The sequence below is a fragment of the Arthrobacter sp. 754 genome, from assembly GCF_040548695.1.
In the GTDB taxonomy this organism is placed as follows: domain Bacteria; phylum Actinomycetota; class Actinomycetes; order Actinomycetales; family Micrococcaceae; genus Arthrobacter.
Genome location: NZ_JBEPSC010000001.1, coordinates 520,562 through 539,839, shown reverse-complemented (window position 1 = coordinate 539,839; position 19,278 = coordinate 520,562). Strand labels below are relative to the sequence as shown.

At 66.2% G+C, this 19,278-nt stretch carries 18 protein-coding genes; 10 read left to right on the top strand and 8 right to left on the bottom strand.

Annotated elements, in window-relative coordinates:
- The first annotated feature begins 111 nt into the window (after positions 1 to 111).
- A complete protein-coding gene (locus tag ABIA70_RS02565) occupies positions 112 to 780 on the top strand; it encodes a hypothetical protein (protein WP_354146029.1) in 669 nt (222 codons plus the stop codon).
- Here the strand turns inward: ABIA70_RS02565 and ABIA70_RS02560 are convergent.
- Positions 777 to 1,202 carry a hypothetical protein gene (locus ABIA70_RS02560; protein WP_354146028.1) on the bottom strand — a complete coding sequence of 142 codons (426 nt, stop codon included), beginning with the start codon at positions 1,200 to 1,202 and terminating at the stop codon, positions 777 to 779. The genes ABIA70_RS02565 and ABIA70_RS02560 overlap by 4 nt on opposite strands.
- A gap of 90 nt (positions 1,203 to 1,292) precedes the next feature.
- On the opposite strand from ABIA70_RS02560, the gene ABIA70_RS02555 reads away from it, so the two are divergent.
- Together ABIA70_RS02555 and ABIA70_RS02550 are read left to right on the top strand one after the other, a co-directional pair.
- The gene (locus ABIA70_RS02555; protein ID WP_354146027.1) at positions 1,293 to 1,955 is read left to right on the top strand and encodes a helix-turn-helix transcriptional regulator; all 663 of its coding nucleotides are present in this window, start codon (positions 1,293 to 1,295) and stop codon (positions 1,953 to 1,955) included.
- Between the two features lie 49 nt (positions 1,956 to 2,004).
- A complete protein-coding gene (locus tag ABIA70_RS02550) occupies positions 2,005 to 3,237 on the top strand; it encodes a cysteine desulfurase family protein (protein ID WP_354146026.1) in 1,233 nt (410 codons plus the stop codon).
- On the opposite strand, the gene ABIA70_RS02545 is transcribed toward ABIA70_RS02550, so the two are convergent.
- Positions 3,213 to 4,469 carry an NAD(P)/FAD-dependent oxidoreductase gene (locus ABIA70_RS02545; protein ID WP_354146025.1) on the bottom strand — a complete coding sequence of 419 codons (1,257 nt, stop codon included), beginning with the start codon at positions 4,467 to 4,469 and terminating at the stop codon, positions 3,213 to 3,215. The two genes, ABIA70_RS02550 and ABIA70_RS02545, sit on opposite strands and share 25 nt — an antisense overlap.
- A gap of 204 nt (positions 4,470 to 4,673) precedes the next feature.
- Here ABIA70_RS02545 and mnmA point away from each other — a divergent pair, with 204 nt between their 5' ends.
- From mnmA to ABIA70_RS02510, 7 genes are all read left to right on the top strand, one after another.
- A complete protein-coding gene (gene mnmA / locus ABIA70_RS02540) occupies positions 4,674 to 5,804 on the top strand; it encodes a tRNA 2-thiouridine(34) synthase MnmA (RefSeq protein ID WP_354146024.1) in 1,131 nt (376 codons plus the stop codon).
- A gap of 169 nt (positions 5,805 to 5,973) precedes the next feature.
- A complete protein-coding gene (locus ABIA70_RS02535; RefSeq protein ID WP_354146023.1) occupies positions 5,974 to 7,614 on the top strand; it encodes an ABC transporter substrate-binding protein in 1,641 nt (546 codons plus the stop codon).
- A gap of 91 nt (positions 7,615 to 7,705) precedes the next feature.
- Positions 7,706 to 8,788, top strand: a complete 1,083-nt coding sequence (locus ABIA70_RS02530; protein ID WP_354146022.1) for an ABC transporter permease — start codon at positions 7,706 to 7,708, stop codon at positions 8,786 to 8,788.
- Positions 8,788 to 9,786 carry an ABC transporter permease gene (locus ABIA70_RS02525; protein ID WP_354146021.1) on the top strand — a complete coding sequence of 333 codons (999 nt, stop codon included), beginning with the start codon at positions 8,788 to 8,790 and terminating at the stop codon, positions 9,784 to 9,786. The genes ABIA70_RS02530 and ABIA70_RS02525 overlap by 1 nt, the downstream gene beginning before the upstream one ends.
- Entirely contained in the window at positions 9,783 to 11,495 is a 1,713-nt protein-coding gene (locus tag ABIA70_RS02520; protein ID WP_354146020.1) for an ABC transporter ATP-binding protein, read from the top strand. The genes ABIA70_RS02525 and ABIA70_RS02520 overlap by 4 nt, the downstream gene beginning before the upstream one ends.
- A 102-nt stretch (positions 11,496 to 11,597) precedes the next feature.
- A complete protein-coding gene (locus ABIA70_RS02515; protein ID WP_354146019.1) occupies positions 11,598 to 11,984 on the top strand; it encodes a chorismate mutase in 387 nt (128 codons plus the stop codon).
- Positions 11,975 to 12,985 carry a uroporphyrinogen decarboxylase/cobalamine-independent methonine synthase family protein gene (locus ABIA70_RS02510; RefSeq protein ID WP_354146018.1) on the top strand — a complete coding sequence of 337 codons (1,011 nt, stop codon included), beginning with the start codon at positions 11,975 to 11,977 and terminating at the stop codon, positions 12,983 to 12,985. Before ABIA70_RS02515 ends, ABIA70_RS02510 begins: the two co-directional genes overlap by 10 nt.
- Positions 12,986 to 12,988: 3 nt before the next feature.
- Here ABIA70_RS02510 and ABIA70_RS02505 read toward each other — a convergent pair whose 3' ends face one another.
- Genes ABIA70_RS02505 through ABIA70_RS02480 form a run of 6 tightly spaced genes read right to left on the bottom strand, consistent with a single transcriptional unit; the run spans position 12,989 to position 19,207 of the window.
- Positions 12,989 to 13,702 (bottom strand): DUF4166 domain-containing protein, encoded by a 714-nt coding sequence (locus ABIA70_RS02505; RefSeq protein WP_354146017.1) that lies wholly within the window; start codon positions 13,700 to 13,702, stop codon positions 12,989 to 12,991.
- Positions 13,703 to 13,745: 43 nt separating this feature from the next.
- Entirely contained in the window at positions 13,746 to 15,038 is a 1,293-nt protein-coding gene (locus tag ABIA70_RS02500; protein ID WP_354146016.1) for a DUF58 domain-containing protein, read from the bottom strand.
- 12 nt (positions 15,039 to 15,050) lie between these two features.
- Positions 15,051 to 16,085: an AAA family ATPase gene (locus ABIA70_RS02495; RefSeq protein WP_354146015.1), complete on the bottom strand. Its 1,035-nt coding sequence runs from the start codon at positions 16,083 to 16,085 to the stop codon at positions 15,051 to 15,053.
- Positions 16,082 to 17,233 carry a DUF4350 domain-containing protein gene (locus tag ABIA70_RS02490; RefSeq protein WP_354146014.1) on the bottom strand — a complete coding sequence of 384 codons (1,152 nt, stop codon included), beginning with the start codon at positions 17,231 to 17,233 and terminating at the stop codon, positions 16,082 to 16,084. The genes ABIA70_RS02495 and ABIA70_RS02490 overlap by 4 nt, the downstream gene beginning before the upstream one ends.
- Positions 17,230 to 17,901 carry a DUF4129 domain-containing protein gene (locus ABIA70_RS02485; RefSeq protein ID WP_354146013.1) on the bottom strand — a complete coding sequence of 224 codons (672 nt, stop codon included), beginning with the start codon at positions 17,899 to 17,901 and terminating at the stop codon, positions 17,230 to 17,232. Before ABIA70_RS02485 ends, ABIA70_RS02490 begins: the two co-directional genes overlap by 4 nt.
- Positions 17,891 to 19,207: a DUF7847 domain-containing protein gene (locus ABIA70_RS02480; protein ID WP_354146012.1), complete on the bottom strand. Its 1,317-nt coding sequence runs from the start codon at positions 19,205 to 19,207 to the stop codon at positions 17,891 to 17,893. Before ABIA70_RS02480 ends, ABIA70_RS02485 begins: the two co-directional genes overlap by 11 nt.
- Positions 19,208 to 19,278: the final 71 nt, after the last annotated feature.

Here is a 19,278-nt window from a genome sequence, read left to right as displayed (position 1 = left end):
CGCCTGTCCACATAACGTTTGCGCAGGATCGGGTGGTTCCCACGCTGGCATAAACTCTTGAAGGATCACGGCCGCGGACGACCGTGCGGGGGCAATCGTATGGGGGTAAACGTGAAGGCACATACTGCGGCGGGACTGTTGGCGGGATCGCTGCTTGCGGCGGCGGCTCTGCCAGGATGCAGTGTCGGCGTGCCGGATCCGGCCGTGCCGAAGGCCGTGCAGTCCGTTACCGCGCTTGCGACCCCCACCATCACGCCGGGCCACGACGCGGTGGCAGTCGCTGCCAAGGACATGCCGTTCTCTGCAGGCGGCACATTGGCCAGGGGTGTCCCGGTGGGAATATCAGACGGGCTCAAGGACGCGCCCGGATGGAAAACGGTCAAGCAGAATGTTGCCGGCGAGAGCCAGTATCTGAAAACGGACAGCTGCCTGGTGGCCGCCAAAGTCCGGACCAACCAGTCGCCTCTGGCGTTGGCGGATGACAAGGAGTCAACCGTTGGCCTCTTCGCTTACCTGGATCCGAGCATCCTGCCCGCCTATCTAACGACGTCCACCTTGCGGTGGGGCGGTGAGCCTGGCAAGCCAGGACCAAAGGCCGAGGTTCTGGTGCTCGGAAAGCCTTCGCTTCCGGGCGCCAGGTCCACGGCCGTTATGGCCCGGTTTTTCAGCACCGCGGCATCCTCTGTTTATATTTCAATTGCCTGTCCTGACGCCGGAACCCTCGCGGCGGCGCAGGCCGACGTCGGTGAACGCCTCGTGTTGGTTCCGCCCACGAGCTAGCGGTCCAGCCGGCCGGACCTCGCGGGGGAAAGTCGGTTCAGCGCCAGGGCGGCCACCATCAGACCGAAGTCCCGGAGCGCAACATCGTAGAAGCTGCCCAGGACCAGCAGGTTGACGATGATGCCAAGCAGCCAGACGGCCACCAGCAGGGAACCGAAGCGTGGACGGAGGGCCACCGCGATCCCGGCGATGATTTCCACCACGCCGACGACGTACATAAATGTCTGGGGCGGGACCGGGACCACAGACGTGGCCACCGGGGCGAGGTAGATGGTCCAGTCGGCAAGGATGTTGGTGAACTTGTCCAGCCCGAAGATAATGGGCGCGACGGTGAATACGGTGCGGAGCAGGAAAAACGCCTGCCGGTCCGGGTTCATTGACACTGCCCTGCCGCCTGACCTGGTTACTCCTGTGGTTTCCATGGTGCACTCCTTCTAAAAGTAGGTATAGTCATTTTAGAAAGATGTGCAGGTTTAAGCAATGGTTCTTGTTTTTAGAATGAGGGGTGCGGAATGCGCAGGCTTCCTTGGATCCGCCGGATGGCCGCCGTCGCTTCTCTGGGCGACGACAAACGCCGGCAGCTCTTTGAACTGATTGCTTCCTCGGACGAGGCGGTGGGTCGCGACGACGCGGCCCTGGCGCTGGGGCTGGCGAGAAGTACGGCATCGTTCCATCTGGACAAGCTGGTCCAGGATGGGCTGCTGGCCGTGGAATTCCGTAAGGCGCCGGGAAAAACCGGTCCCGGCTCCGGGCGGCCGGCCAAGATGTACCGTCCGGCGGCGAGTGAGGTGGGAGCCTCCGTGCCGGACCGCAACTACGATCTCGCCGGTGAACTGCTTGCCGAGGCGATTGAGGACGCCACGGCCACCGGCGGTGCGGTCGGCGACTCGCTCCGAACGACGTCATACCGCAAAGGCCAGGAGCTCGCCGCAGGTGCTCCGGGCCTGGCGGAGTTCGTTGCCGGCGAGGGTTACCGGCCCGAACCCGACGGGGCCGGCGGGCTGGTGCTCATGAACTGTCCGTTCCATCGGCTCGCCGACGGGCACCCCGACGTGGTCTGCGCCATGAACGGCTCCTTCCTGCAGGGCGCGGCGGCGGCGTGCGGGGAATCAGCGGACCGGGTGGCGCAGAATTCCGTGCCCGGCCAATGCTGCGCCAGGATCACACCGCCCTGAGTCACGTGGCCACCGACGCCAGGAGGGCCGTCGCCGCTAGAATTGATGGGTGCCCGTTTACCTCGACCATGCAGCCACCACTCCAATTTCTCCGGAGGCGCTGGCAGCCCTGACCCGGGAGCTGTCCCGCACCGGCAACCCCTCATCCCTGCACGGCTCGGGCCGCCGCGCCCGCCGTTCCGTGGAGGACGCCAGGGAGGCCATCGCGACGGCGGCCGGCGCCCATCCCTCCGAGGTCATCTTTACGTCCGGGGGCACTGAGTCCGACAATCTGGCGGTCAAGGGCCTGTTCTGGTCCCGCTCCGGCGAAAACCCGTCCCGGCGGCGCATCCTGTGCTCCGCCGTCGAGCACCACGCCGTACTGGACACGGTGGAGTGGCTGGAACGCCACGAAGGCGCCGAGGTCACCTGGCTGCCCGTGGACGCCGAGGGCGTGGTGGACCTCGAATTCCTTGCCGCCGAACTCGCCCGCGATCCGGAATCCATTGCGCTGGTGACGGTCATGTGGGCCAACAACGAAGTGGGCACAGTCCAGCCCGTCCACAGGATTGTCGAGCTGGCGCACGCGGCCGGAGTTCCGGTCCACTCCGACGCCGTGCAGGCGTTTGGCTCGTTGCCGGTCGATTTCAAAGCCTCCGGGCTGGACGCGATGTCGGTGTCCGGGCACAAGATCGGCGGACCGGTGGGTGTGGGTGCCCTGCTGCTGGGGCGGGCCGTCAAGCTGACCCCCGTGCAGCACGGCGGCGGCCAGGAGCGGGACGTACGCTCCGGGACCCTGGACACAGCGTCCATAGCGGCGTTTGCGGCAGCGGCGGAGGCTGCCACCGCCCGGCTGGCCACGGAGACCGTCCGCATTGCGGCCCTCCGTGACCGGCTGATCGACGGCGTCCTTGAGCGCGTGCCTGAGGCCGTGCTGCGGGGTGCGCCGGGGGAGGGGCGCCTGCCTGGCAATGCGCATTTCACGTTCCCGGGCTGCGAAGGCGATTCCCTGCTGTTCCTGCTGGACCTGGCAGGGGTTGAATCCTCTACCGGGTCCGCCTGCACGGCCGGCGTACCCCGCCCGTCCCATGTCCTGCTGGCCATGGGACTGGACGAGGAAACAGCACGGGGTGCCCAGCGCTTCACGCTGGGCCACGCGTCAACCGAGGCCGACGTCGATGCCCTGCTTGCCGCCCTCCCTGGGGCTTACGCCCGCGCCAGCCAGGCGGGAATGGCCGGGCACGAGTCCTCCATACAGACGGCGGGAACCGTGGCCCGTCAGGCCGCTTCCGGCAGGAGCTGACCGAGACCGCCGGACGGATCGGTAAGCCGGCCGGCTGAAACGGGGGTTTTCGCCGAGATGAGGGCTTTGATGGTTTTCTGCGCCCCCGGCTGTTCCTTCCGTGGCCAGTTAACGCTCATGCCGGCCACCACCCGCGAGTCCTGCAGCCAGAACGCGATGAACTCCTTGTCCTCCAGCGAACCCCGGATCACCGGCTCGGCGCCCGCAGCCAGCGCCGGGAAGCCGGAGTACTCCATGCTGACGTCGAACTGGTCTGTATAGAAATAGGGAATCGTGCTGAGCGTGGCGTCCTGGCCCAGCATCGCCTTTGCTGCCACCTTGCCGCCATTGAGGGCGTTGGACCAGTGTTCGCTCCTGTGGTGCTGGCCGGTGAACGGATGCAGGGCATTGGCGACGTCGCCGGCAGCAAAAATTCCGTCCGCGCTGGTCCGGAGCGAGGCGTCCGTGAGGATCCCGTTGTCCACGGCCAGCCCGGCCTCCTTGGCAAGTCCTGTCCCGGGAACCACTCCCACGGCGACGACCACGATGTCAGCGGGAAGCAGTTCGCCCGAATCGGCGATGACCCCGGTGACAACCCCGTCCCGGCCGGTGATCTCCCGCGCCGAGGCCGGGAGCCGGAAACTGACGCCGTTGGCTTCGTGCAGCCCCCGGAAGAACCGTCCGAGGTCCGGGCCGATGGCGCCCGCCAGGGGGATCTCTTCAAGGCCCAGGAGGGTGACGTGGTTGCCGTACGTTGCCGCCGCGGCCGCCAGTTCCATGCCGATCCAGCCCGAACCGATCATCACCACATTCTTTCCGCCTGTGCCCAGGGCGCTGCGCAATCGACGGCTGTCATCCAGGGTGCGGAACGTCGAGACGCCGTCCAGATCGCTTCCCGGCAGGCGCAGGGCCCTTGGCGTCGCCCCGGTAGCAAGGAGCAGGGAGCCGTAGTCCAGCGAAGCCCCATCATCGAGCTGCACAGTGTGGGAGTCCGGACGGATGCCGGTGACCCGGACGCCGAGGCGGAGGCCGACGTCGTTCTCCGCGTACCAGCCGTCCGGCACCACGGGGACGGCGTCCTCGCCGGCCTTGCCCAGCAGGTACTCCTTGGACAGGGGCGGCCGCAGGTAGGGGTGGTGGCTTTCGGCACCGACGACCGTCACCCGGCCCGTGTATCCCTCTGCCCGCAGGGTTTTGGCGGCCGTGGCGCCGGCCAACCCTCCGCCCGCTATGACGATGTTCTGAACAGTCATTCCGCCCGCCTCCCAATGTCCGCCTCTGCTTCTAAAACTGTTAATCCTGACTTTAGAAGTGACGGCCGGCGCAGTCAAGGTCTTTTGGGGGAGCATTCGGCGTGCCGATACAATAGTGCGGCAGGCATTGTGTTATCTGTGCGAACGCCTGAATGGCAGCCCGCCCTCGGTACCTGCAGCCCCCGACCCCAAAAGAAAGCCAGCATGCGAGTCTTAGCAGCCATGAGCGGTGGAGTCGACTCCGCCGTTGCCGCAGCACGTGCCGTCGAAGCCGGACACGACGTCGTCGGCGTTCACCTTGCGCTGTCGCGGATGCCTGGCACCCTGCGGACAGGGAGCCGCGGCTGCTGCACCATCGAAGACTCACGCGACGCATGGCGGGCCTGTGATGTGCTGGGCATCCCCTACTACGTCTGGGACTTCTCTGAGCGCTTCAAAGAAGACGTCGTTCAGGACTTCATCGACGAATATGCTGCCGGGCGTACGCCCAACCCCTGCATGCGCTGCAACGAGCGGATCAAGTTTGCCGCACTGCTGGAGAAGGCCATTGCCCTGGGCTTCGACGCCGTCTGCACGGGACACTATGCCAAGGTGATCACCGACGCCGAGGGCAACCCTGAACTGCACCGTGCAGCGGACTGGGCCAAGGACCAGAGCTACGTCCTGGGCGTGCTGACCCACGAGCAGCTCAAGCATTCCATGTTCCCGCTGGCCGATACTCCCTCCAAGGCGGAGGTGCGGGCCGAGGCCGAGCGCCGCGGACTGTCAGTGGCCAACAAGCCGGACAGCCACGACATCTGCTTCATCCCCGACGGCGACACTGCCGGCTGGCTCGCCGAGAAGATCGACATGACCACCGGGGACATCGTGGACGAGACCGGCTCGAAGGTGGGGGAGCACCCTGGGGCCAACGCGTTCACCGTCGGCCAGCGCCGCGGCCTGAAGCTCGGCACGCCCGCAGCGGACGGCAAGCCCAGATTCGTCCTGGAGATCCGGCCCAAGGAGAACAAGGTGGTCGTCGGGCCGCAGGCGCTGCTGGCCATAGACGAGATCCGCGGCATCAAGGTGTCCTGGGCCGGCCTGCCCATCGCCGAGATCGCCACCGGGGCGCAGTTTGACTGCCATGCGCAGGTCCGCGCGCACGGTGACCCGGTGCCGGCAACCGCCCGCATGGTGCCGGTTCCCGGCGAGGATGCTCCCCAGCTGCTGGTGACCCTGACCGACCCGCTCCGGGGTGTTGCTCCAGGCCAGACCGTCGTCCTCTACCAGGGCAGCCGCGTGCTTGGCCAGGCCACCATCGACGCCGCACGGTCGCTGCAGCGCGCCGAACTTTAGGCAGGGCACAACACCTTTCAGGTAAATTTTGTGTCTCAACTCACTAAAAAGCCGGTTGATGAGCCCGGCGTCTGATTGAATCTACGCATCAGGACAGCGCGCTGCCCGCTCGAGTTATACACCCCTAAGCGGGCGGCGAGCGCGTACTCATCGAACAGAAAGTTCACAGATGAACAAGAGCACTAGAGCCTTGCGGAGCGCAATCGCGCTCGCAGGCGTTTCCGCCTTCGCACTGACTGCCTGCACGGGCCCCTCCGGCGGTGGCGGAACCAGCACCACAGGCGGTGCCACGGCGAGCAGCACCATAACGTACGGCACCACCGACAAGGTCACGGCTCTGGACCCGGCAGGCTCGTATGACAACGGTTCGTTCATGGTGATGAACCAGGTTTACTCGTTCCTGCTGAACTCGAAGCCAGGCGGCGCGGAGCCCGTCCCGGACCTCGCGGAATCGTCCACTTTCACGAAGCCCACGGAATTTACCGTCAAGCTCAAGAGCGGCCTCAAGTGGGCCAATGGACACGTCCTGGATTCCAAGGACGTCAAATTCTCGTTCGAGCGCCAGGTCAAAATCAAGGATCCCAACGGCCCGGCATCCTTGTTGACCAACATCGCGTCAATCGCCACCCCGGACGCAACCACGGTGGTGTTCACGCTCAAGCAGGCCAATGACCAGACGTTCGCCCAGATCTTGCAGAGCCCGGCCGGCCCCATTGTTGACGATGAAGTCTTCCCGGCGGACAAGCTCCTCAGCGACGAGGAAATTGTTAAGGCCAACGCCTTCTACGGCCAGTACGTCATCGACTCCTACAGCAAGAACACGCTGGTCAGCCTGAAGGCATGGCCGGACTACAAGGGTGTTCTGGGCAAGCCGTCCAACGCCGGCGCAACGATCAAGTACTACACCGATCAGACCAACATGAAGCTGGAAGTCAAGGGCGGACAGATCGACGTCGCCAACCGCAGCCTCAGTGCCACCGACATCGACGACCTCAAGAAAGACTCCAACGTCACCGTCAACGTCGGACCGGGCGGCGAGATGCGCTACATCGTCTTCAACTTCGACACCATGCCCTTCGGTGCAAAGACGCCCGAAGCGGATCCGAAGAAGGCGCTGGCCATCCGCCAGGCCGCGGCCAACCTCATCGACCGCCAGGCGATCTCGGACCAGGTCTACAAGGGCACCTACCTGCCCATGTGGTCCAACGTGCCCTCCGGTTTCCTGGGCGCCAACGAATCCTTTAAACAGGCCTACGGGGACGGTTCCGGCAAGCCCAGTCCGGACAAGGCCAAGAAGGCCCTGACCGACGCCGGCATCACCACCCCGGTGACCATCAAGCTGCAGTACAACCCGGACCACTACGGCAAGTCATCCGGTGACGAATACGCCATGGTCAAGGACCAGCTGGAGAAGAGCGGACTGTTCAAGGTGGACCTGCAGTCCACTGAGTGGGTCACCTACAACTCGGCTTCGAAGAAGGACAGCTACCCGGTCTTCCAGCTGGGCTGGTTCCCCGACTTCAGCGACCCGGACAACTACCTGACACCGTTCTTCCTCAAGGGCGGTTTCATGAACAACCACTACTCCAACGCGGACGTCGAAGCGCTGATCGCCAAGCAACTGGTTACCGCTGACAAGTCCGAGCGTGAGAAGCAGGTCCAGGAGGTCCAGAACCTGCTGGCCAAGGACATCTCCACGCTGCCGCTGCTCCAGGGCGCCCAGGTGGCCGTTTCAGGGAAAAACGTGAAGGGCGTGGATTCCACCCTGGACGCCTCGTTCAAGTTCCGGCTCGGGCAGGTTTCCAAGTAATTCCACAGCATCAACCTGGGAGGTGGGGCCGGCTGGCCCTGCCTCCCAGGCGTTCCCACATTTTCCTCGTTCCAAAACAAGCAGGGACAGCATGGCCACATTAATTGATGCGCCGCCGCCAACGGTTGCGACGCCCAAATCCAAATCCGCGGGAGGTGGCCTCGGGAAGTACATCCTGATCCGCTTCCTGCTGATCTTTCCGACAATCTTCATCCTCGTCACCCTGGTTTTCTTCCTGATGCGGATCACCGGCGATCCCATCACGGCGGCCCAGGGCGGCCGCCTGCCGCAAGAGCAGATTGATGCGTTGGTCCGCCAGGCCGGCTATGACCGGCCCCTGTTCATCCAGTACCTCGAGTACCTTGGCCAGATCATCACCGGCAACTTTGGCCGCACCATCTCAGACGGCAGGCCAGTGGTTGAGATGCTCACCAAATTCGGCGCCGCCACCCTGGAGTTGGCCGTCAACGGCCTGGTTGTGGCGCTGCTGATAGGTATCCCGCTGGGAATGGTCGCGGCACAAAAACGCGACAAGGTCCCGGACGCTTTGCTGCGCTTCTTCGCCATCCTGTGCTACGCCACCCCCGTCTTCTTCGCGGGCCTGTTGCTGAAGCTCACTTTTTCCGTTGGCCTGGGCTGGTTTCCTGTGGCCGGCCGTGCCTCCACGACCACCGAGCTGGCGATGGCCCGACTGTCGGCGCCAACCGGCATCTACTGGCTTGATGCACTGCGCAGCAGCGACCTTGCAGCCTTCGGTGACGTCGTCCACCACGCAGTTCTTCCGGCCGTTGCCCTGGGACTGCTGACCGCCGGCGTCTTCCTCCGCCTGGTCCGGACCAATGTGATCGGCACCTTGGGCAAGGACTATGTAGAGGCAGGGCGGTCCCGCGGGGTCAGCGAATACCGCTTGGTGACCAAGCACGCCTACAAGCCTGCACTGATCCCCATCATCACCGTCATGGGCCTCCAGATCGCCCTGTTGCTGGGCGGTGCAGTGCTGACGGAGACCACTTTCGAATGGAAGGGCCTCGGGTATCAGCTGGCGCAGTACCTTACGGCGCGCGACTTTGTCGCCGTCCAGGGCATCGTCATGCTTCTGGCCGTTATCGTGGCGGTCACCAACTTCGTCGTGGACATTGCCGCGGCCCTGATTGATCCGCGGGTGAGGTACTGATGAGCGCGGAAGCATTTACGCCAAAAAAGAAGCCGTTGCTGGACAGACTGCCCGTCTCGTCCCACATCCGGCGCAGCGTCGGCCTGCAGCGCACCATGCTGCTGATCGGCGTCGTATTGTGCGCGGTGTTCCTGGTGACCGCCCTTTTTGCGCCGCTGCTCGCGCCCTACGGCTATTCGCAGATCTCCGACGACGCCGGGACGTTCCCTGCGCAGGCCGGGCCGGGTGGCAAGCACCTGTGGGGCACAACCGTGGGCGGCTACGACGTGCTGTCCAGGGTCATTTGGGGCTCCCAGACGGCGGTGACGATGATCGCTGTTGCTGTCCTCATGGCCATTTTCCTCGGAGTCTTCCTTGGCCTGATCAGTGGCTACTTCGGTGGTTGGCTGGACCGGATCCTGGTAGTGATCGCCGATGCCATCTATGCCTTTCCCACGCTCCTGCTGGCCATTGTGGTATCGATTGCCGTCAACAAGGGCCAGTCCGGTTTCTGGGGCGGCATCCTCGCCTGCGGGTTCGCCATCACTGCCGTGTTTGTGCCGCAGTACTTCCGGGTGATCCGGGCTGAGACCATTCGCCTCAAGGCGGAACCGTTTGTGGAATCCGCCCAGGTGGTTGGTGCCTCCAGCGCACGGATCATCGGCCGGCACATCTTCGGCAACGCGACCCGCACACTCCCGCTGATCTTCACGCTCAACGCCTCCGAAGCGATCCTCACCCTGGCCGCCCTGGGTTTCCTGGGCTTCGGCATCGAACCCAGCTCTGCGGCGGAATGGGGCTTCGACCTGAACAAGGCCATGTCCGATGCGTCTTCCGGCATCTGGTGGACGGGTGTCTTCCCGGGCACAGCAATCGTGCTCATCGTCCTGGGACTGACACTGGTGGGGGAGAGCATGAATGACCTCAACGATCCCCGGTTGCGCGGACGCAAACGGGCAGGTTCCGCTGCCAAAGGCAAGGCCACAGGCGTGACGAAGAAAAAGGAAGTGCCGGCATGAGCGGTCCCGAGATCATCGAACTGGGCGCCGGGAACGGCACCGGAAATGTCCTGGAAATCGACCACCTGAAGGTCACGTTCGCCACGGACGGCGGCGACGTCTACGCGGTCAAGGACGTCAGCCTGGACGTCCGTTCCGGCGAGGTCCTGGCAATCGTGGGCGAATCGGGTTCCGGCAAAACCGTCACGGCCAAGACCATCCTTGGGCTGCTCCCGGAGACCGCCACCAGCGGGGGAGCCGTCCTGATTAACGGAAACAACGTCATCAGCGTCAGCGCCTCGAAACTGCGGCAGATCCGTGGCCGCGACGTGGCCATGGTGTTCCAGGAGCCTTCCACCGCCTTGAACCCCGTCTTCACCGTGGGTTGGCAGATTGCCGAAGGTATCCGGGCCCACGCCGGAGGCCCGGGCGGAAAGCGGGTCTCGGCCAAGGAGGCCAAAGCCCGTGCCATCGAGGCCCTGCGCAAAGTGGGGATCCCGGATCCTGAGCATAGGGTCAACTACTACCCCCACCAGTTCTCCGGCGGCCAGAAACAGCGTGTGGTGATCGCCGCCGCCCTGGCCCTGAACCCCGGGCTGATTGTGGCGGACGAGCCCACCACGGCCCTGGACGTCACCGTCCAGGCGGAGATCCTGGAGCTGCTGAGGGACCTCCGCGACAAATACGGAACATCGATCGTGCTGATCACCCACAACATGGGGGTGGTGGCCGACCTCGCTGACCGGGTCGTGGTGATGTACCAGGGCGACGTCGTGGAGGAAGCGCCGGTGCGGGCGCTGTTCGCGGAACCCAAACAGGACTACACGAAGAAGCTGCTGGCCGCTGTGCCGCACCTGGGCAGGAACTCGGCCTCCGAAGGACTGAAGGAACGCGCCCACCAGGGCTCGCCAGTGCTGGTGGAGGCAACCAACCTGACCATCGAGTACCCCGGCCGGCTGGGAGCCCCCGCGTTCAAGGCCGTGGACGGGGTCAGCTTCACCGTCTCGGAAGGTGAGGTCTTCGGGCTGGTGGGAGAATCCGGCTCAGGGAAGACCACCATCGGACGGGCGATCGCAGGCCTGAACCGGACCACGGGAGGCAGCCTGAAGGTGCTTGGCTACGAAATGCTGAACATGAAGGAGCGGACGTTCAAACCGCTGCGGAAGGACATCGGCTTTGTCTTCCAGGATCCGGCCGCGTCATTCAACCCCCAACTGACCATCGGCGACTGCGTGGCAGAGCCCATGATCATCCACACCAACCCCAGCCCGGCGCAGGCGCGTAAACGCGTTTCCGATCTGCTCGAATCAGTGCAGCTGCCGGCGTCGTACGCTGAACGGTTCCCCCACGAGCTCTCGGGCGGGCAGCGGCAGCGGGCCTCCTTGGCACGGGCACTGATCCTCAACCCGAGGCTCCTGATCGCGGATGAGCCGACGTCGGCCCTGGACGTTTCCGTGCAGGCGAAGGTACTGGAACTGTTTAAGGAGATCCAGGCCGAGTTTGGGTTTGCCGCGCTGTTCATCAGCCACGACCTCGCCGTGGTGGACATCCTCTCGGAATGGATCGGTGTCCTCTACAAGGGGAAGCTGGTGGAGCAGGGGATCGGCAGCCAGGTCATGGGTGCGCCCCGGCACGACTACACCAAGCGGCTGATCGCCTCTCTTCCGGTCCCTGATCCGGACGAGCAGGCGCGGCGGCGCGAGGCGCACCGGGCACTGCTGGCCACTTAAGCCGGTCACCAGGGGCTGTTTGCGGGGCCCGGTCTGCGTCACGTGTGAGCGTGCAGGGACGTAGAGCGGGCCCCGCAAGGCAGCTGCCCATAGACTTGGATCATGACGCAGCAAAACCACGATGGTCCCGAAACCGACACTTTCGATCCAGCCGCGAGCTCCTTGGCCGGCCAGGTGAACGATTCGGTGATGGCGGAACTGCTGTCCATCCGGTCCAGCATTGACAACATCGATGCCACCCTCGTCTACCTGCTGGCCGAACGGTTCAAGGCCACCCAGAAAGTGGGCTTCCTCAAGGCCGCACACAGGCTCCCGGCGGGGGACCCTGGCCGCGAAACAGCCCAGATCGCGCGCCTCCGCAGGCTGGCAGAGGACGCCCACCTCGATCCCGCCTTTGCGGAAAAGTTCCTTAACTTCATCATCGGCGAGGTCATCCGCCACCACGAGGCCATCGCCGAGGACCACCAGGCTGCCGCAGAGTGGAAGTAACCGCCACCGGGCTGGGTCCCTGGCCGGGGGAGGACCCCGTGGAGGCCGCCCGCATCATCCGCGGTGAGCTCGGCAGCCCGCACATGCCGTTTCTGGCAGAACTTCCGGACCGCGGCGTCGGTTCGGATACCCTGGGACGGACTGCGTCGCTTCTGGTAGAGCTGGCAGTTGATGTCCAGCCCTACGGCTGGCGCCTGGTGGACCGTCCGGGGAAGGATTTCCGCCGGGCCGCCTCTGCGCTGTCAACTGACATCAACGTCCTGGCTGACGTAGCCGGCACGGAGGAGACCCCTGCCGCCGAAATCAAGCTCCAGCTGATGGGACCGCTCAGCCTCGCGGCCGGGCTGCACCTGCACAACGGCGAACGTGCCCTGCTGGATTACGGAGCCCGCCGGGACATTGCGGCCTCATTGGCGGCAGGCGTCCACAGCCACCTGTCCAAGGTCTCAAGCGCGGTTCCCGGCGCGCGGCTGGTGGTCCAGCTCGACGAGCCTGACATCGCAGCCGTGCTTGCCGGCACCATCCCGACGTCGAGCGGTTACCGCACGCTGCGGGCCGTCAGTGGCCAGGAGGTCACCGAAGCCTGGCGGCTGGTGATCGAGGCCCTCCGCGCTGCCGGGGCTGCCGAGGTCGTTATCTCGGTCCCTGAAGTCGAGGCGCCGATCGAACGGATAACGGCTGCCGGAGCGGACGGAGTGGCCGTTCCGCTGAAAGCCCTGACAACACGGCAGTGGGAGCAGCTGGCCCCGGCAGTTGAAGCAGGCAAGCGGCTTTGGGCAGGCGCCCTGGACCTCAGCAACGGCACCCTGCCCAGGGTTGCCGACGCCGTGGACGCGCTGTGGCGGCCGTGGCGCCAGCTGGGCCTTCCGGCGGCGTCCTTGGGCCTTGTGCGGGTGACCCCGTCTGAGGGACTGGCCCGCCACACCCCGTCCACCGCCACCGCGGTCCTTGCGCGGCTTGCCCAGGTGGCCGACGGCCTGAACCAGCAGGCCCACGGCTAGCCTCTACAGCCGGCTTTCCCACCGGTCCGGCTGGGCGTAGCGGGGCAGGAAACTCTCCGCCGCGGTGCCGCCGAGGTACGGGCGGAGGCGGTAAGTGAAACTGCCCGCATAGACCAGCACCTGGCCGATCTGGGGCTGGATGACCTTGACCTGGATCCGGTGCTTCCCCTGCTCTCCCGCGTCTGCGTCCCACCACTGTTCGGCGTAGGCCTTCGCGTCAACAGTTGCAGGCAGCGGCATCCGGAGGGGGCCAAGGAAGAGCCGGGAATCTTCAGAAACTCCTCGCAGCCTCCCTTCGTCTGTCACGCTGACATTCAGGTCCGTCACCATGCGCCGGAACCTGCCAAGGTAGTCCACCAGCCGCGGCCCGTCGGCGGACTCTGTCAGGGTGGTCGTGTCCTGGAAAATCCGGCTGTGGCCGGGGAAGCGGATCTCGCGCCGGGCAGTCAGGCTGGAACGACCGAACGGATCCTCGTGGGCGTGGTTCTCGATCCTGAACGGGATGTTCTCGCCGTATTCGGGGAAGAATGCCTCTTCCCCGGAAGTGAGCTTCAGCAGCGGCCTCAGCCACGCCTGCCGGCAGCCCACCACGTCGAAGACGCCTTCACCCACTCCGTAGTGTCCGGAGCCGGGGACCAGGGAGAAATACTCCTGGAGTTCAGGCTGCAGCCGGTGGAAGTCGTCGCCCAATGCCTGTTTGTAGATGGAATCGTTCATTGCTGACCTCCTGGACGGTACCGCCGGACGAGCCGTGGTTGGTTCACAATCTACCGGCAGCCTTCAGGCGGATGTACATGTCGGCCAGCTGCGGAGGCAATTGGTGCGGTTCCGCATCTACCACTTCCACTCCCTGGTGCCGGAGCTCGGCCGCGACGGCTGCCCGTTCCAGGAGCGCGCGTTCGGCCGATGCCGCCCGGAAGACGTCGGTGGCGTTCGTTCGTTCCCGGAGCATCAGCCCCAACATGGGATCGCGGACGGCGGCCACCACCACAACGTGTTGCCGCGCCAGCTGCGCAGCAACGGGAATGAGCCCCTCCTCCGGTGCCCCGCCGTCCAGCGACGTCAGCAGGACGACCAGGGACCGGTGGGCGGAGACCGCCCGGATCTGGCCGGGGATGCTGGACCAGTCAAGTTCGATCAGCTCTGCCTCAAGCGGAGCCATCGCCTGCACCAGCTGGCCCAGAAGGTTTCCGGAGGTGGCGGATCCTGCCCTGGCGCGCTGGCGGCGGTCATAGGCGAGGAAGTCCACCCGGTCGCCGCCGCGTTCGGCGAGCACCGCCAGCAGCAGCGCCGCTTCCATTCCCGTGTCCAGCCGCGGCTCGTCCCCGATCCTCGCCGCCGAGGTCCGGGACGTATCCAGCATGATCACCACCCGGCGGTCGCGTTCCGGGCGCCAGGTGCGCACCACGACGGCGGAGCGCCGGGCGGTTGCCCGCCAGTCGATTGAACGGACGTCGTCTCCGCGGACGTAGTCCCGGAGCGAATCGAATTCAGTGCCTGCACCACGGATCTGCACCGCGGCTTTGCCGTCCAGTTCACGGAGCTTCCTGAGCTTGGACGGCAGGTGCCTCCGCGAATGGAAGGGCGGCAGCACCCTCAGGACGCCGGGGCAGGTGATTGTGCGCTGGCGTGCTGCGAGTCCCAGGGGCCCATGGGAGCGCACAGTAACGTGCGGAGCCTTCATGTCACCGCGGCGGGCGGGCTGGAGCCGGACGCTCATGCGGCGGCTCTCGCCGTCGGGCACCTGGAGTTCCTGGACCGGGTCCTGGGCACCGGCGGAGGGTTGCCAGGCATCCCGGATGGTTGCCCGGAGGCGGCGCGGGCCGTTGTTGGCCACGGTGAGGACGGAAACCGCTGACCCATGAAGGGTGACGTTGCCGGGATCGGCCCGCCGGACGGCAAGGGTCCGGGGTGAAGCTGCCAGTGACAGGTCCAGGCAAAGCAGGGCAGTGAGGGCACACAGCACGGCCAGGACCGTTCCCCAGCCAGGCAGCAGCAGGACAGGCACCAGCCCCACGAGGGCGAGCACCACGAAACGTCCGGAGAGGGCCATCGCGGAGGCGGATCAGCGGGGGACTGCTACGGAGGCCAGGATGCTGCCCAGGACGTCGTCCACGCGCACTCCATCCATCTGCGCATCAGGCTGCAGGGCAACCCGGTGTCGCAGGCACGGCAGCGCGAGTGCCTTGACGTCGTCGGGCGTGACGAAACTCCGCCCCGACAGCCAGGCCCAGGCGCGGGACGTATTGAGCAGGGCTGTTGCGCCGCGGGGGGAGACGCCCAGCTGGAAGGACGGCGCCTGCCGGGTGGCGCGCACCAGGTCCACGATGTAGCCGATGATTTCCGGTTCGACGGCGACAGCCGCCACGGCCCGCCGCGCCCGTTCAAGGTCCTCGGCACCGGCCACCGGGCGGACGCCGGCCGCGTCCAGATCGCGCGGGTTGAAGCCGGCCGCGTGCCGCCGGATCACCTCTACCTCGTCCGTCCGGCCTGGCAGCGGCATGGTCAGCTTGAGCAGGAAACGGTCCAGCTGGGCCTCGGGCAGGGGATAGGTTCCCTCGTATTCAACGGGGTTCTGGGTTGCCGCCACCAGGAAGGGTGACGGCAGCGGACGGGACACGCCGTCCACGGAGACCTGCCGCTCTTCCATGGCTTCCAGGAGGGATGCCTGGGTTTTTGGCGGTGTGCGGTTGATCTCGTCAGCGAGCAGGATGTTCGTGAAGACCGGACCCTCCCGGAAGCTGAAAGCCGAAGTGTGGGAGTCATAGACCAGGGAACCGGTAATGTCGCCGGGCATCAGGTCCGGTGTGAACTGCACCCGCTTGGTGTCAAGGCTCAGCGCTGCCGAAAGGGCGCGGACCAGCAGCGTCTTGGCGACACCCGGGACGCCCTCAAGGAGCACATGCCCGTCCGATAGCAGCGCTATGAGCATTCCCGTGACGGTGGCGTCCTGGCCCACCACGGCCTTGGCCACTTCGTGGCGGACATCCAGCAGTGCCTGGCGCGCAGGATCGTGCTGGTGTCCGGAAGGCTGGTGCCGGCCATCCGGGAATAGCCGCTCGGAACCGAGGATTTGCTGGGCACGGGGGTATTCGTTCATCGGGTCCTGACCTCATTCTCTAGTTTCTCCAGTGCCTGTGACCATTGCACCAGCCTTGCTTCAGTTCCCGGCCGCTCGTTGACCAGGGCACTGATGTCTGCAACCGGCCGGCCCAGCTGCCGCGCTGCCGCCATTGCGACGTCGTCGGCAGTTGCACCGGCGCCCAGCCGCAGAACCTGCGCCAGCCTGACCAGCGTGCCCGCGCGCAAGTTGTCCCGGGCCCGGCCGAGCGCGTGGGCGTCATGATAGAGCCGTGCCCGGCCCTCGGCAGTTTCCACTGCCTTGACCACCACCGGCAGCGGTTCAAAAACAAGGGGACCCAGCCGCCGCCCGCGCCACACCATGGCGAGGACGGCCACGAAGATGAGCCAGGGTCCCAGATAGGACACCCAGTCCGGGGCGAGTTCGTCAAGAGTCTGCGGAGGCTCCGCTGCGCCGGCATCGCCGAGCCCCGGCAGATACCAGACCACGTCACGGGCCTTGCCCAGGGTCCGCAGGACCAGCGCCGCGTTGCCGTCCTGGGCCAACGCGCGGTTGCTGATGGCAAAACTATTTCCCAGCACGGTGACCGCGCCGCCGTCGGTGGAGGCGAGCAGCCCGGCGGCGCTGCCGGGCGGGCGGTAGCAGACCGTGCCGCCGTCGTACAGGAAGCCGGCTTCACCGGAGACTGGCCCGGCTGCCGCTGCGTCCGGGAGGCCGCAGCCGGGTTCCAGCAATGGTGCCGAATCCGGCACCACACCTGCCTGGCTGATGCCGGCGTCGAGCGCCGTCAGGGTGCCCAGGCGGGGCGTCACCAGCACCACCCGTTCTGCGGCTGAGCTCAGGGCAGCAACTTGGGAGCCTTCCAGGAATCCGCTCCGGTCGTACAGCAGCAGGGTGGCTCCTGGCCTGTCTGCGAGCGCCGCGGCCGCGCTGTCGAAGGAACCCACGTCCTTCACCGATACTCCGTGGGCGCCCAGGATCCGGCTGACCGCTTTCGCGCCGTCGGGGCCCGCATTGTGAACGGACAACGGCAACGCGTCACCCTTGGGAGCGAGCTGGCCCGCAACAATCACGGCGAGTCCGATGGCGGCCGCCAGCCCGGATACTGCCCAACCGCGGTGCCGCCGGACCCAGGAGCCCGCGTCCGCCTGGATGTCCTGCGTCATCGCGGAGCCTCCGCGTCGGCGCGGCCGGCAATCTCGAACTCGCCAGGGACGTGTCGGTTTTCCGGTTTCAGCGAGCCCAAGGCCGTGTCCAGCTCCAGCATCGCGGCGTAGGCCGAGCGGTCAGCGGACTCGTTGCCGTAACGAATCCCGTCGAACATCCGGGCGGCCTGGACAAGATTCCGGGCCTCCGGGCTGAAGGGCGTGGCCAGTTCCCGTGCCACCTCGTCCGCGGTCCGGCCCGGCCGGGGGTCCAGAACGTTCCGCTCTTCGGCGGTGCGCACCAGTGCCCGGAAGCAGTCGACGACGGCGGCGTTCCAGTTCCCGGCGGCGGCTGCAGCCGCCGCCCGCCCACGGTACGCCGTGGCTGTGACTGCCGGATCGGCGTCGAACATGTCCACGGACCGTTTGGCCCGTGTATTGAGGCGCGGGCGGGCAAGGATGACCGCGGCACCGATGAGGACGGCGATGGCCACGCCGATCCAAGGGGCCACCTCGGGTGTGTCGGCCCCGGAACCGCCGTCCAGGGAGCGAAGCCAGTCCAGGAAGCCAGCCCAGACGTCCTCCAGCCACTCAGGGGAGGCGTCACGGTATTCGGGCTTGGCCAGTTCCTCCTGGGCCCAGCGGCGTGCCTCGTCCCGGCCAGGCAAAACCGGGGGTTCAGCGGCCATTCGGCCATGCCCCGTATGGTGGCCGCGGACCATTCCCCATGACGTTCCCTTGCCCGTTTCCTGGCCCGTTCCCGGGTCCTGTCCGGTATACCGGCACGCCCCGGCCGGGAACGCCGTCGGGATCGGCACCCGATTCGAGCTGCCGCAGCAGTGCAATGTCCAGGCCGTCCCACCGCATCCTGAGATCCAGGTACAGCAGCGCCATGACCGAGGTCTGGAAGGCGAAGCCCACGGCGCCGACAAGAGCGCCGATGACTGCCGTGGCCACGCCCGCGACGATTGCTGTCATCAGTGCCTGCTCGGACCCGCCGTGGGGCGAAACCACTGTGGTGTAAAAACTGGAGAGCAGGGAAACGGGAATCATGACCACCTGTGCAATGACGCCCACCATGATGCTCACCACCAGGGTGATGCCCAGGAGCCGCCACCAGTTGTTGCGCGTGAGCTGCCAGGAACGGCTCAGGCTGTCCAGGGCTCCGAGTTCTTCGACGACAACCACGGCCGGCGCAACCATCAGCTTGATGTAGATCCAGATGAAAAGCAGGACATACAGCAGGCCAAGGGGGATCAGCACCAGGGCCCCCGCGGCGCCAACAGTGCTGATCAGCAGCACGGCCAAGGCCGCGAAGAGCAGCACCGCGAGCAGGCCGCCGGCGAACAGCAGGGCGGCGAGGCGGATCAGGGGCCAGACGCGGGAGCGCGCCAGCTTCCACATCTGTCCGAACCCGGTGGAGCGGTTGAGGACGGCCCGGGCCAACGGAACGACCATGGCGCCCTGGAGCACCGCGGACAGGAACAGCGTCAGCACCGAAACGAGCAGGATCCCTCCGGCGAAGGACAGGACAAAAGAAATCAGATCCTGGTCCGTCAGCCCTGCCGCCCAGGTCTCGATCGACGCCGCCGAGGTTGCGGTAAACGTTGTGAGGACCGCAGCCACCACTGCCGCAATGGACTGCACCAGCAGCGCGGCCCCCAGCATTGCCTTGGCATTGCCCCGGATGGCCTGGAATGAGCCGTCCAGGATCTCACCGAACATCAGGGGACGAAGCGGGACGATGCCGGGTTTCGGCGGTGCCGCGTAGCCGCGCTGGTTGTAGGGCGGCAGGCCGCCGTTGGGGTTCGGCGGCGGTGTGCCCCAGGCCGGCTGCCCGCCCGGCGGTGTACCCCAGGCCGGCTGCCCGCCCGGCGGTGTACCCCAAACAGGCGCACGCCCCCACGGCGCCGGGCCACCGGACGGATTCTGCGGCGGACGCCCTCCAGCGGGCTGGCCCCACGAAGACTGCCCGTCGCCCTGCGACGGCCGCATGTTCGGATCCTGGTGTGACAACCTGTTCCTTCCCCCGTTGCGGCACTGTCCGCGTCCTGTCAGCCTATAGT

Bases quoted from the DNA above. Each gene is read 5' to 3' on its own strand.
- ABIA70_RS02535 (WP_354146023.1), top strand. From the start codon at position 5,974: ATGAACAAGAGCACTAGAGCCTTGCGGAGCGCAATCGCGCTCGCAGGC.
- ABIA70_RS02480 (WP_354146012.1), bottom strand. From the start codon at position 19,207: ATGCGGCCGTCGCAGGGCGACGGGCAGTCTTCGTGGGGCCAGCCCGCT.
- ABIA70_RS02515 (WP_354146019.1), top strand. From the start codon at position 11,598: ATGACGCAGCAAAACCACGATGGTCCCGAAACCGACACTTTCGATCCA.
- mnmA (WP_354146024.1), top strand. From the start codon at position 4,674: ATGCGAGTCTTAGCAGCCATGAGCGGTGGAGTCGACTCCGCCGTTGCC.
- ABIA70_RS02545 (WP_354146025.1), bottom strand. From the start codon at position 4,469: ATGACTGTTCAGAACATCGTCATAGCGGGCGGAGGGTTGGCCGGCGCC.
- ABIA70_RS02495 (WP_354146015.1), bottom strand. From the start codon at position 16,085: ATGAACGAATACCCCCGTGCCCAGCAAATCCTCGGTTCCGAGCGGCTA.
- ABIA70_RS02555 (WP_354146027.1), top strand. From the start codon at position 1,293: ATGCGCAGGCTTCCTTGGATCCGCCGGATGGCCGCCGTCGCTTCTCTG.
- ABIA70_RS02520 (WP_354146020.1), top strand. From the start codon at position 9,783: ATGAGCGGTCCCGAGATCATCGAACTGGGCGCCGGGAACGGCACCGGA.
- ABIA70_RS02485 (WP_354146013.1), bottom strand. From the start codon at position 17,901: ATGGCCGCTGAACCCCCGGTTTTGCCTGGCCGGGACGAGGCACGCCGC.
- ABIA70_RS02560 (WP_354146028.1), bottom strand. From the start codon at position 1,202: ATGGAAACCACAGGAGTAACCAGGTCAGGCGGCAGGGCAGTGTCAATG.
- ABIA70_RS02505 (WP_354146017.1), bottom strand. From the start codon at position 13,702: ATGAACGATTCCATCTACAAACAGGCATTGGGCGACGACTTCCACCGG.
- ABIA70_RS02530 (WP_354146022.1), top strand. From the start codon at position 7,706: ATGGCCACATTAATTGATGCGCCGCCGCCAACGGTTGCGACGCCCAAA.
- ABIA70_RS02490 (WP_354146014.1), bottom strand. From the start codon at position 17,233: ATGACGCAGGACATCCAGGCGGACGCGGGCTCCTGGGTCCGGCGGCAC.
- ABIA70_RS02525 (WP_354146021.1), top strand. From the start codon at position 8,788: ATGAGCGCGGAAGCATTTACGCCAAAAAAGAAGCCGTTGCTGGACAGA.
- ABIA70_RS02500 (WP_354146016.1), bottom strand. From the start codon at position 15,038: ATGGCCCTCTCCGGACGTTTCGTGGTGCTCGCCCTCGTGGGGCTGGTG.